General features: G+C 58.8%; 11 protein-coding genes. 6 read left to right on the top strand and 5 right to left on the bottom strand.

All coding sequences use genetic code 11. The features are described 5' to 3' along the window. The first annotated feature begins 1 nt into the window (after window position 1). From JK232_RS19365 to JK232_RS19350, 4 genes are read left to right on the top strand one after another with little or no spacing between them, the layout of a single operon-like run. On the top strand, window positions 2-877 hold the full coding sequence (locus tag JK232_RS19365) for a carbohydrate ABC transporter permease (RefSeq protein ID WP_072931347.1): 876 nt from the start codon (window positions 2-4) through the stop codon (window positions 875-877). Between the two features lie 2 nt (window positions 878-879). After that, entirely contained in the window at window positions 880-1,707 is an 828-nt protein-coding gene (locus JK232_RS19360) for a carbohydrate ABC transporter permease (protein ID WP_212589609.1), read from the top strand. 10 nt (window positions 1,708-1,717) lie between these two features. Next, window positions 1,718-3,313 carry an alpha-amylase family glycosyl hydrolase gene (locus JK232_RS19355; protein WP_072931344.1) on the top strand — a complete coding sequence of 532 codons (1,596 nt, stop codon included), beginning with the start codon at window positions 1,718-1,720 and terminating at the stop codon, window positions 3,311-3,313. Next, window positions 3,294-4,352 carry a glycoside hydrolase family 130 protein gene (locus tag JK232_RS19350; protein ID WP_212589608.1) on the top strand — a complete coding sequence of 353 codons (1,059 nt, stop codon included), beginning with the start codon at window positions 3,294-3,296 and terminating at the stop codon, window positions 4,350-4,352. The genes JK232_RS19355 and JK232_RS19350 overlap by 20 nt, the downstream gene beginning before the upstream one ends. 45 nt (window positions 4,353-4,397) lie before the next feature. On the opposite strand, the gene yigL is transcribed toward JK232_RS19350, so the two are convergent. Then, window positions 4,398-5,207: a sugar/pyridoxal phosphate phosphatase YigL gene (gene yigL / locus JK232_RS19345; RefSeq protein WP_072931337.1), complete on the bottom strand. Its 810-nt coding sequence runs from the start codon at window positions 5,205-5,207 to the stop codon at window positions 4,398-4,400. A gap of 27 nt (window positions 5,208-5,234) precedes the next feature. Then, entirely contained in the window at window positions 5,235-6,266 is a 1,032-nt protein-coding gene (pldB, locus tag JK232_RS19340) for a lysophospholipase L2 (RefSeq protein WP_101828928.1), read from the bottom strand. A 114-nt stretch (window positions 6,267-6,380) separates the two neighbouring features. Between pldB and rhtB the strand changes: the two genes are divergently transcribed. Further along, window positions 6,381-7,001, top strand: a complete 621-nt coding sequence (gene rhtB / locus JK232_RS19335) for a homoserine/homoserine lactone efflux protein (protein ID WP_101858063.1) — start codon at window positions 6,381-6,383, stop codon at window positions 6,999-7,001. A gap of 513 nt (window positions 7,002-7,514) precedes the next feature. Here rhtB and rhtC read toward each other — a convergent pair. The 3 genes from rhtC to pldA form a co-directional block, all read right to left on the bottom strand. Continuing rightward, the gene (gene rhtC, locus JK232_RS19330; RefSeq protein ID WP_072931448.1) at window positions 7,515-8,138 is read right to left on the bottom strand and encodes a threonine export protein RhtC; all 624 of its coding nucleotides are present in this window, start codon (window positions 8,136-8,138) and stop codon (window positions 7,515-7,517) included. Between the two features lie 99 nt (window positions 8,139-8,237). After that, the gene (gene recQ / locus JK232_RS19325) at window positions 8,238-10,070 is read right to left on the bottom strand and encodes an ATP-dependent DNA helicase RecQ (RefSeq protein ID WP_101828927.1); all 1,833 of its coding nucleotides are present in this window, start codon (window positions 10,068-10,070) and stop codon (window positions 8,238-8,240) included. A 67-nt stretch (window positions 10,071-10,137) separates the two neighbouring features. Then, complete coding sequence (pldA, locus tag JK232_RS19320; protein ID WP_072931322.1) at window positions 10,138-11,016, bottom strand: phospholipase A; 879 nt, start codon at window positions 11,014-11,016, stop codon at window positions 10,138-10,140. 211 nt (window positions 11,017-11,227) lie between these two features. On the opposite strand from pldA, the gene JK232_RS19315 reads away from it, so the two are divergent. Beyond that, window positions 11,228-11,698 carry a thioesterase family protein gene (locus JK232_RS19315; RefSeq protein ID WP_072931320.1) on the top strand — a complete coding sequence of 157 codons (471 nt, stop codon included), beginning with the start codon at window positions 11,228-11,230 and terminating at the stop codon, window positions 11,696-11,698. Window positions 11,699-11,709 lie beyond the last annotated feature (11 nt).

Here is an 11,709-nt window from a genome sequence, read left to right as displayed (position 1 = left end):
TATGTTCAAGCTGACGATAAAAGAGTCTTCATTAGGCGGCCTGCTGGCTTCCACCTATCTCGGGTATACGCTGGTATTCTGGCTCTACCCTTTTCTCTGGCTGGGAATATTAAGCTTTACCGACTGGCAATTTATCGGTCTGCCGACCTTTAGCGGGCTGAAAAATTGCCTGGCGGTGCTGCATGACCCGCTGTTCTGGAAAGCGATGAAGAACGTGTTTCTGTTCTTGCTCTATTACCTGCCGATCGTGCTTTCCGCCTCGCTGTTATTTGCGTTCGGCCTCAGCAAACTTAACTATGGCAAGGCGTTTATTGCGTTGAGTTTTCTGCTTGCCAATGTGTCATCCGGGGTGGCGTACTCGATTGTCTTTTCCAAGCTGTTCAGTGAATACGGCCCAATCAATCTCTTTTTACAAGCGCATTTCGGCCTCAATGTGCCGTGGTTTACCGCGCCCGATGTCGCGATGATCTCCATTGCCCTGATCGTGACCTGGAAATTTGTCGGGTATTACGGGCTGATTTTTTATTCCGGCCTGCTCGCCATTCCCAAAGAGATCTATGACGCCGCTGCCCTTGACCAGACCCGCCCGGTTAAACGGCTATTCCGCCTGACGTTGCCGCTGATGAATGCGCAAATCGTGATGGTGCTGGTGCTGGCAATTTCAGTGGCCTTTGCCCTGTTTACCGAACCCTATCTGATCACCGGCGGCGGCCCGCTGGACAGCACCACCACGCCGATGGTGGTGATGTATGAAGCGGCGTTCCGGCGTATGCAACCGGGCTGGGCGGCCACCATGTCCATCTTCGTCGCCGCGTTCAGCTTCAGCCTGATCTGGCTGGTGCGCAAGCTGCTGGAAAAAAACATTGAGATAGTATGACCATGAAAAGAGACACCTTTACCTCAGTGATTATCCATGGCCTGATGCTGTTATTGGCGCTGACCTGGCTCTACCCCTATCTCTGGATGTTTTTCTCCTCACTGAAAGAGACCACAGAGATTTATACCACCCCCCTGTTCGGCGGCCATTTCTCTTTTGATAATTACCGGTTCTTATTTGATGACGCCGGGAAAGCGGAAAAGCCTTTTTTACGCACCCTGCTTAATTCGCTGTTTATTACCCTGACCATTACCGGCTGCGTGACGGCCAGCTCCGCGCTCATCGGCTATGCGCTGGCGAAAATGACCTTCCGCGGGCAGGCCGCGTTTAAAAACCTGCTGATTCTGCAAATGGTGTTCCCGGCCTTTATGTTTATCATCCCGCATTTTGTGTTGATCCGCGAACTGGGGCTGATAAACAGTTACGGGGCGCTGATCCTGCCGTTTGTGATGAGCGCCTGGGGCATTTTCATGGTGTCCCAGAGTTTTAAAGGCACACCGAATGATTATATTTACGCCGCCAGGCTGGATCACGCCTCGCTGTGGAAAATCCTGCGGCACATCATGGTGCCGCTGAATAAATCGATCCTGGCGATTGTGGCGTTATTTACCTTTACCGCCGCCTGGGACAATTTCCTCTGGCCGTTGATTGTGATGCAGGACGCGCAAAAAATGCCGCTGTCGGTATTACTGGCCACCTTTAATAAATCCTACGGTATTTATCTCGGCCCGGTGATGGCCGGTTCCGTGGTGCAGACCTTCCCGATTTTTATTCTGTTTATCCTTTTCAGGAAACATTTCCTGGAAGGGATGTCACTTTCCCTGAAATAAGGAGCGCGCGATGGGTGAGCCGGTGGCGTGGTGGCGCAAAGGGGTGTTTTACCAGGTGTATCTGCCCTCGTTTTGCGATGGCAATGCAGATGGGCTGGGCGATTTCCACGGCCTGCTGAGTAAACTCGACTACCTGGCGGAACTGGGGATTGCGGGCATCTGGATCACGCCGTTTTACCCCTCGCCGCGGGTGGATAACGGCTATGACATCTCTGACTATTGCGGCGTTGACCCGCGTGTCGGCAACCTGGCGCTGTTCGGTGAGCTGGTCACGGGCTGCCGGCAGCGCAATATCCGGGTGATTATTGATCTGGTGATTAACCACGTCTCCAGCGCCCACCCGTGGTTTCAGCAGGCGCTGAACGCCCCCGACAGCCCCTGCCGGGATTACTTTCTCTTCCGGCCACAACCGAACAACTGGCAGAGCTTCTTTGGCGGCCCGGCCTGGACGCGCGAATCCCCTACCGGCGAGTACTACTACCACAAGTTCTCCCCGCAGCAGGTTGACCTGAACTGGGGCAATCCGCAGGTCTGCCGGGAGATCGAGCGGGTGATCGACTTCTGGCTGGCGCAAGGGGTGGACGGTTTCCGCTTTGATGTGATCAATTTCCTCACCACTGACGGCATCGGCGCTGACAACCCCTGGGACGGCAGCACGCAGCGCCACGAGCATGACATCAATCAGCCGGGGCTCATCCCGGTGCTCACGCACCTGTGCCGTTACATCCGGCAGCGCAGCGAGGCGTTTTTGATTGGCGAAGTCGGCAGTGAGGATCTGGAGACCCTCTGCCGTTATCAGGGCGAGGCACTGCTGGATGTGGTGTTCAACTTCAACCTCGGCAGCCAGAAAACCTTCAGCGTCAGTGCGATCTATCAGCAATTGGTGGAGATGGAGGCCCGGCAACCGGGTGTGCCGACGCTGTTTTTCTCCAGCCATGACATGTCACGCATGATCAGCCGCTTTGGCGAGAACGCGCGCGATGTGGCCCGCGCCGTGGCGCTGTTTGCACTGCAAATCACCGCCAAAGGCGTGCCGTTTATCTATAACGGCGATGAACTGGGCCTCACCGATTTTGTACCGGAATGCCTGGAGCAGTTGCAGGATATCCAGGGCATTACGCACTACCACACCGCCCGCGCGGCAGGGGAATCCCACCCGGCGGCGCTGGCACTGGCGATGACGCAGTCACGCGATGCCTCACGCGCACCGATGCAGTGGGACGACAGCCCACACGCCGGGTTCTCCGCGGTGCCCCCCTGGCTGCCGGTGCACCGCAATGCGGCCACCGTCAACGCCCGCGCACTGCGCCGGCAGCCGGATTCGATTCTGAACCAGTACAAACAATTGATTCAGCTCCGTAACTGCCACGCTGCCCTGCAAAACGGCGCGTACCAGCAGCTTGAGCAGCAAGGCGATTGTTTGCTGATCACCCGGAAAAATGCGCAAGAGACCCTGCATATCCTGATCAACTTTGGTGCCCCGCGCCCCAATCCGCTGTTTGGCAACGGCCTGCCTGTTTTATTTGGTGATGACAGCCGCGACCTCGAAAAAAATCACGTTCTGATTAAGAAGGGAAACCATGAAAATAGTCCGCAGTCCTGCTAACCCACTGATTACCCCGCGCGACGTCACGCCCTCCCAGCCGGGCATGAAAGTGGAGTGCGTGTTTAACGCCGGGGTGACCCGCTGGGGCGACGAGATCATCCTGCTGTTACGGGTGGCGGAGAGCGTCATCTCCGCTGACCCGGATGAGCTGATTGTGCCGCTGCTGGTGAAGGAAGACGGCACCTGGCGGCCGCGCACCAAAACCTTCCACCGCCACGACCCGCGTTATGATTTCAGCGACCCGAGAGCCATTACACGGAAGGCCGATCCCAGTGATGTTTATCTGACGTCACTTTCCCACTTACGGCTGGCCCGCAGCCGTGACGGCGTAGAATTCACCCTTGATGACGCGCCGTTTATTTTCCCGGATAACGAATATGAGCAGTTTGGCTGTGAAGATGCGCGGATTACCCTGATTGACGGGCGCTATTACATCAACTATTCCGCGGTGTCGCCCTATGGGATTGCTACTGCGCTGGCCGTCACTGACGATTTCAACCAGGTGGAAAAAAGGGGGATTATCCTCTGCCCGGATAACCGCGACGTCTGTTTCTTCCCGGCGCGTATCAACGGCAAATTCCAGGCGCTGACCCGCCCATCGCCCAAATATTTCGGTAAACCGGAGATCTGGCTGAGTGAATCACCGGACATGCTGCACTGGGGCAACCACCGGCACCTGCTGGGCAGCGCCACCGGCGAATGGGACGCGCTGAAAATCGGCGGCGGCGCGCCGATGCTGGAGACCGATCGCGGCTGGTTGCAGGTTTACCACGGCGTGGATCAGCAACAGCGCTATTGCCTCGGCGTGATGCTGTTGGAGAAAACCAACCCACTGGAGATTCTGGCGAAATCGGCCACACCGCTGTTACAGCCGGAGGCAGACTATGAGGTGGAGGGCTTTTTCGGCAACGTGGTGTTTACCTGCGGCGCACTGATTGAGGATCAGCAATTGATGATTTACTACGGCGCGGCCGACGAATGCATGGCGCTGGCACAGATAAGCCTGGCCGACCTCTGGGCGCACCTCGGCCTGGCCTAAGCGTTAACGGGCACCCGGTGCCCGTTTATCCCGTGTGCCCGGCCGTTACGCCGGGTCGGACAGGTACATTTTGCGCAGGTAATGCGGCACCGCATCATCCACGTTCGACCCAATCACTTCCAGGTGCGGCAGGCGATCTTTCAGGCGCTGGTGCGCGTCACGCATCACGCAGCCCTTCCCGGCGACCGAAAGCATTTCGAAATCGTTCATGCCGTCACCAAAGGCGATACAGTCCGCCAGCGAGTAACCCGCCAGTGCCGCCACCTGCTCCAGCGCATGGCCTTTGGAGACGCCGCCCGCCATCACTTCCAGGCAGGTCGGGAAGGAGAAGCTGACGTTGACCCGCTCGCCCCAGCGCGCGTTGATCGTCTCTTCCAGTTGCAGCAGCTCGTCATGGTCTTCACAAGTGAAGTAGACCTTGCAGATGCCGTCGGTTTCCAGCAGCGTCGGCTCAAACAGGGTGTATTTGAACACGGATTCCTGGAAGAACTCATCCTGGTCCGGGCGGTCACGGTTCATAAACCAGTCGTCATTGCGGTAGACGTTGGTCAGGATCTTCGGATTGTCATGGACGATCCCGTAGAGATCGCGGGCGATCTCACCGTCGAGGTTATGCGAGAAAATCAGCTCCCCTTCGGTATTGTGCACACGCGCACCGTTGGAGGTGATCATAAAGGCGCTGATCTCGAGGTTATCCCGGATCTGCCCGACGTCCACATGGTGGCGGCCGGTGGCGAAAACAAAATGGATGCCCTGACGGGTCAGCAGTTTCAGCGTCTCTTTGGCATAGGGTGTCAGGGTATGGTCGGGCGACAGCAGCGTGCCGTCTAAATCGGATGCGACAACATGGTACATAGGAATACGTTCTAACCTCTGATGGTGTTAAGGGCAGCCCTCGCCGCCGGATTGAGGATGTTGCGCATAAAAGCGCATGATGGCGTTCAGCGCCTGCGCGCGCAGGTCGTCCCGTTCGAACAGGATCTCATGGCGTGCGCCTTTAATGACCAACGGCTTGCCCCCTTCACACGGGCGCCCCGCTTTCGCCATCGCCTGACAAAAGAGCCACTGCGAGCGGTTATCCACCACCCGGTCTTCACTGGCCTGCAACAGCAGCAGCGGCGTATCAATATGTTTGGCCTCTGCCAGAATTTGTTCGCCCGCCTGTACCCCTTCACGCACCCAATGGTACGTCGGGCCGCCTACCTGCAATTCAGGATAGTCCGCGTAGTAGCGCACGGCGCGCCGGTAGCGCTCACGGCTGTGGGTTAAGCGGTTCACCAGAAACGGTAATGGCTGCCAGTGGCCGGTGCCGATGGCGTAGAAATCACGCCGCGCCGGTTTGCTCTCCGCCCAGTTCAGGATGCGGCGTGCCATCCACCCCGGCATCGGCAGGAAAATGCCGGTCATCGGGGCGCACAGGGCGGCAGCATCAAACGGGGGCGGCACACCGGCAGCCCGGCGGCGCGCCAGGTAGAGCGCGAGGATCGCGCCGCCCATGGAGTGCGCCAGCGCATAGTGATGGCGGTAACCGGCCGGTGCGACCACGTCCCGGCAGAAGGTGGCGAAATCCTCCACGTAATCATCAAACAGATGCACATGGCCGCGGTGGCTGTCTTCCAGCACCCGGCCGGATCGCCCCTGCCCGCGGTGGTCAAGGATCATCACGTCATAGCCGCAGTGGAACAGATCATAAGCCACCTCCGGGTATTTCATGTAACTTTCAATGCGCCCCGGTGACACCACGATCACTTTGTCATGGCCAGGACGGCAAAAGCGGACGTAGCGGATCGCCACGTTATTGACGCCCATGAATTCGCCTTCCTGCCTGCCGCGCCAGAAATCCAGCAGCGGCCCGGTGGAGAAAGCGGCGAAGCCTAATTCCCGGGTGAGCCAGCTATCATAAATATGTGACATCGCGTCTGTCCGTAGCCCTGTGATGCAGCAAAATACGCGCGCGGTGAGGCCGTAGCGCAACCCCTGACAATAGCGTATTGTGGCACAAAACAATGTAATCAGGGAGCCTTGCCCATGACCTTGGATTGGTGGTTAACCTACCTTCTGACAACCGTTATTCTCAGCCTGTCGCCTGGTTCAGGTGCCATTAATACCATGAGTACCAGCCTCAGCCACGGTTACCGCGGCGCGGTGGCCTCTATCGCCGGGTTGCAGCTGGGCCTGGGCCTGCACATCGTGCTGGTGGGGATCGGGCTGGGCGCGTTGATTTCGCAGTCGCTGCTGGCGTTTGAGTTGCTGAAGTGGCTGGGTGCCGCCTACCTGATCTGGCTCGGCATCCAGCAATGGCGCGCCGCCGGGGCGGTAGACCTGCACGCGCTGGCAGGCAGTATGCCGCGCCGCCAGCTGTTCCGCCGCGCGTTGCTGGTGAACCTCACCAACCCGAAAAGCATCGTGTTCCTCGCGGCGTTGTTCCCGCAATTTATCGTGCCGCACCAGCCGCAGGCGATACAGTATGTGATCCTCGGCGTGACGACCGTGGTGGTGGATATCATCGTGATGATTGGCTACGCCATGCTCGCCCGCCGCCTGGCCAACTGGGTAAAAGCGCCGAAACAGATGACGCTGCTGAACCGCATTTTCGGCTCACTGTTTATGCTGGTCGGCGCCCTGCTGGCCACCGCCAGACGGGTGTAAAAACCCCTCACGCAAAAGGGCAGCCAAGAGGCTGCCCTTTTTTATCGCGTTGTTTTATCGCCAAGCTGGGTGAGCACTTAACACACCTACCGCCTACCTTCTCCTTACATACCAACAAAAAGGCAGTCTGGTAGAGGCGTAAAAATCATTGCCGAATGGAGCCGCAGCGCCGGGCAAACATACAACACGCCACCCCCCAACTACCTTTTCCTTACATATCAACAAAAAGGCAATTCTGGTGGGGGCGTAAAAATCATTGCTGAGTGAGCCGCAGGGCCGGGCGAGCACACACGACGTGTGCGAGAGTCGCAGCCACGCCGGGAGCGTGTCTGCGGCGGCCCGAAAAGCCCGGAGGTGAAGCGAAGGCACCCGCTACGCGGGCAATGATTCAGCCGGGGCACCGAAAGTGCGCGGGTGCAGGGCGAGCGCACTGGCGCGCCCTGCTCGGTTGAGGCGCGGCGGCTCAGGCAGAGTGCAATGCTGAACAACCGAAACATGCCACCAATCCAGCCCTCACCGCGAAATAATCAAATGAATCCCAAACCCGGCAAACAACACCCCCGCCACCCCATCAATCCATTTCGCCAGCCGCTGATAGCCGCGGCGCATCACCGGCAGGGCGAACACCATCGCGACGATGGAGAACCAGGCAAAGGTTTCCGTCACGATCAAGACAAACAGCCCCCAGCGCTCGGCGCTGCCGACATCATCCCCGACAAACAGGGAAAACACGCTGCCGAAGTAGATCACCGCTTTCGGGTTGGAGAGGTTGGTCAGGAAGCCGCGCATAAAGGTACGGCCGCGCGCCGGCAGCTCCACCTTCGGGGCCTCATCGGTAGGAGCCGCCTGTTTGGCCCTGGCGGAGCGCAGCAATTGCCAGCCCATCCACAGCAGGTAGAGGCCGCCGCCGACCATGATCACCTGATGCAGCCAGGCCATTTTTTCCAGCAGCAGGTGCAGGCCCATCAACGCCACGCCTGCCCAGACCACAATCCCCAGCGAAATGCCGATCACGCCCATCATCGCCTCACGGCGCGATCGGCTGACGGCGGTCTGGGACACAAAAAAGAAGTCAGGGCCGGGACTGATCAGGGCCACCAGATGCACCAAAGCCACAGTCAAAAACAGGATTAACATCAGCAGGACGCTCACAAGAAAAGGGAGGAAACCAGAATAGTATGTGATGGCCGGTTAAGTTGCCATCACATCAGGTTATGTTTTCAGGGAGCGGGTCAATCAGTCGTCGTCGTTGTCGAGATGGTCACGGATCATGCTGAGGAACGGCGTGCCGAAGCGCTCCAGTTTGCGCTGGCCGACGCCGTTGACGCTGAGCAGCTCGCCCGGCGAAGTCGGCATCTGTTCCGCCATCTCCAGCAGGGTGGCGTCATTGAAGACCACATAGGGCGGCACGTTCGCCTCATCGGCAATAGATTTGCGCAATTTACGCAATTTGGCGAACAGCTTGCGGTCGTAATTGCCGCCGTAGCTTTTGGGGGTACTGCCGCTGCGCGTTTTCGGTGCCTGGATACGCGGCACCGCCAGTTGCAGCGGCGCGTCACCGCGCAGCACCGGCCGCGCCGCCTCGGTGAGTTGCAGCGCCGAATGCATGGCGATGTTCTGGCTTATCATCCCGAGGTGGATCAGCTGGCGGAACACGCTGACCCAGTGCTCGGTGGTCTGGTCGCGGCCCAGGCCATACACCGACAGCTTATCGTGGCCGTTGTCACGGATACGCAGGTTATTCGCGCCGCGCAGCACTTCCACCACATAGCCGATGCCGAACCGCTGGCCGACCCGCGCCACCGCGGAGAGCGCTTTCTGCGCGTCCAGCAGCCCGTCGTAACGTTTCGGCGGATCAAGGCAGATGTCGCAGTTGCCGCACGGCGTCTGCCGCCCTTCGCCGAAGTAGTTCAGCAACACCAGGCGGCGGCAGGTCTGCGCTTCCGCAAAGGCCCCCATCGCATTGAGTTTGTGGCGTTCCACGTCCTGCTGCGGCCCGGCGGGTTTCTCCTCCAGGCAACGGCGTAACCAGGCCATGTCGGCCGGGTCATACAGCAAAATCGCCTCGGCGGGCAGGCCGTCACGCCCGGCGCGCCCGGTTTCCTGATAATAGGCCTCGATGGTGCGCGGGATGTCAAAGTGCACCACGAAACGCACGTTGGGTTTGTTGATGCCCATGCCGAACGCCACGGTCGCCACCACCACCTGCAAATCATCACGCTGGAAGGCGTCCTGCACCCGGGCGCGCTGCTCACTCTCCAGCCCGGCATGGTACGCGCCGACACTCAGGCCGCGCGCCTGCAACCGTGCGGTGGTGTCTTCCACTTTCGCCCGGCTGCCGCAGTAAATGATGCCGCATTTGCCGCGCTGGTCCTGCACGAAGCGCCAGAGCTGGTCGAGCGGTTTGTACTTTTCCACCAGGGTGTAGCGGATGTTCGGCCGGTCAAAGCTGCTGATCTCAACCAGCGGGTCATGCAGCGCCAGCCCACGCACGATGTCATTGCGCGTGGCGTCGTCGGCGGTGGCCGTGAGGGCGATCACCGGCAGATCGGGGAAGCGGGATTTCAGTTGCCCAAGCGCACGGTACTCAGGGCGGAAATCATGGCCCCATTGGGAAATACAGTGTGCTTCGTCAACCGCCAGCATCGCCGGGTTAAGTTGCGGCAACTGGTCGAGGAAGTTGTCCATCATCAGCCGTTCCGGCGCGATGTAGAGCATCTTGATCTGGCCGCTGCGGCAGGCTGCCAGCACCTCGTGCTGCTGCTCGCGGGTCTGGCTGGAATTCAGGCATGCCGCGGCCACACCGTTGGCCAGCAGCTGGTCAACCTGGTCTTTCATCAGGGAGATCAGCGGTGAGACCACCAGCGTCAGGCCATCCATAACCAGGGCAGGGATTTGGTAACACAGGGATTTGCCGCCACCGGTGGGCATCACCACCAGACAGTCGCGCCCTTCAAGCGCGGTGTTAATGATGGTTTGCTGACCCGGACGGAATTGCTGGTAGCCGAAGGTGTCGTGTAACACCTGCTCGGCCAGCAACGCTTTATTGATTACTGCCGCCGTAGACACTCGTTTCCCCAATTTTTACGAACCGGCGGGCAATGGCCCCGCCGGTGATGATGCACAAACAGCGCAGTTACATAATGTCGTTGAGCATGACACCGACACCAATACGCGTCTGCTTATAGTTGTAGTCGATCAGCGATTCGCCGTAGCCGCTGAAGACCTTCGTGTAGAAGCGGACATGGCGGGTGATAGGATAGCTCCACCCCGCCTCTGCGCCGCCGTAGCCGGTGTTCCAGTTATAGCGGCCGTTGATGCTGAAGACGCTGTCACCCCAGGCATAGCCGACTTTCAGGCGGTAATAGCCCATGTATTTGGTGATGTCCGGGTTATCGTCGTTGGCGTCGCTCTCCGGGAGGCGATACCAGGGTTTGAGGTCCACCTGCCAGTTGCCGTGCTGCGCCATAAACCGCATATAGAGGCGGTTCCAGCTGCGGGACGTCGGGTCAGAGCGGCCGTTGGAGTCGTGGTTAAACCCGGTTTCCACTTCGCGCAATGTCCAGCCGGCGAAGCTGTAATCTGTGGCCCAGCCGACGAAGACCTGCGGCTCATAGTTGGTTTCACGGAACGGTGACGACTCGCCCCGGTTGGAGAGCTGCCAGAACGAATGCTGGGTATAAGACGCCGCCAGCAGGGAGTTGTCCCCCAGGATGCCGCGCCAGATCGGGAAGCCCAGGCTCAGCTGGAACTCCACCTCATCTTTTTTCGTGTTGTCGGCCCAGTCATAGGACTGGATGGCCTTGGTATTTATCTTATCTGAGTAGGTATACAACAGATAGTTCGTTTCGTAAGGATACAGGGTAAAAGGGTTATCATGTTCCTGCAACATACTGGCGATGACGCTGCCACGCACTGTGGGGTAATCATGAATTTCTTTAACGGTGGCTTCTTCTGCCTGAACCAGAGCCGGTGCTGCCAGCAACACCATACCGATCCCCCAATAACTGCGCATAACCCCTCCAATCACTCTGAAAAAAATAAATAGGCTCACCCCGAAGGGAGGCCATTTTACACACAAATACGACCAGCGATTAGTGGTGTTTCGAATTATCGGCGCGCGGCTGGAAAGCAACAAATGAGAAGCATAGAATCCACATTAAATTAACATAACGGCGCTTGCCCGCCTGTTTTCCCACAGGGTATGTTTTCCCACAAGGAGATGTATGTCTGCCACGTTACTTTCCCAGGATGCCGCCCGCCGGCTGATTGGCGCAATCTTTGTCTACGATATGCCGTTCAACCGTGAGCTGGGCCTGGAGCTGGCCGCGTTCGATGAACAGCACGTTGAACTGACCTTTACGCATCAGACCCGGCTGGTCGGCAACGCCGCGCAGCGGATTTTGCACGGCGGGGTGATCGCCTCCGTGCTGGATGTGGCCGCCGGGCTGGCGTGTGTCGGCAGCGCCCTGCTGCGCCATGACGAACTCACCGAACAAACGCTGCGCGAACGCATGGCCAAAATGGGCACCATCGATCTGCGGGTGGATTACCTGCGGCCGGGGCGTGGTGACCACTTCATTACCACCAGCAGCCTGCTGCGTGCCGGGAATAAAGTCGCGGTTGCACGGGCAGAGCTGCATAACGACGCCGGGCTGCATATCGCCAGCGCCACCGCCACCTATCTGGTGGGCTAACCCGCACGGAT

The organism is Nissabacter archeti (assembly GCF_018257325.1).
Taxonomy (GTDB): Bacteria; Pseudomonadota; Gammaproteobacteria; order Enterobacterales; family Enterobacteriaceae; genus Chimaeribacter; species Chimaeribacter arupi.
This window is presented reverse-complemented; position numbering and strand designations above follow the sequence as displayed.

Bases quoted from the DNA above. Each gene is read 5' to 3' on its own strand.
- JK232_RS19365 (WP_072931347.1), top strand. From the start codon at position 2: ATGTTCAAGCTGACGATAAAAGAGTCTTCATTAGGCGGCCTGCTGGCT.
- JK232_RS19360 (WP_212589609.1), top strand. From the start codon at position 880: ATGAAAAGAGACACCTTTACCTCAGTGATTATCCATGGCCTGATGCTG.
- JK232_RS19355 (WP_072931344.1), top strand. From the start codon at position 1,718: ATGGGTGAGCCGGTGGCGTGGTGGCGCAAAGGGGTGTTTTACCAGGTG.
- yigL (WP_072931337.1), bottom strand. From the start codon at position 5,207: ATGTACCATGTTGTCGCATCCGATTTAGACGGCACGCTGCTGTCGCCC.
- pldB (WP_101828928.1), bottom strand. From the start codon at position 6,266: ATGTCACATATTTATGATAGCTGGCTCACCCGGGAATTAGGCTTCGCC.
- rhtB (WP_101858063.1), top strand. From the start codon at position 6,381: ATGACCTTGGATTGGTGGTTAACCTACCTTCTGACAACCGTTATTCTC.
- rhtC (WP_072931448.1), bottom strand. From the start codon at position 8,138: ATGTTAATCCTGTTTTTGACTGTGGCTTTGGTGCATCTGGTGGCCCTG.
- pldA (WP_072931322.1), bottom strand. From the start codon at position 11,016: ATGCGCAGTTATTGGGGGATCGGTATGGTGTTGCTGGCAGCACCGGCT.
- JK232_RS19315 (WP_072931320.1), top strand. From the start codon at position 11,228: ATGTCTGCCACGTTACTTTCCCAGGATGCCGCCCGCCGGCTGATTGGC.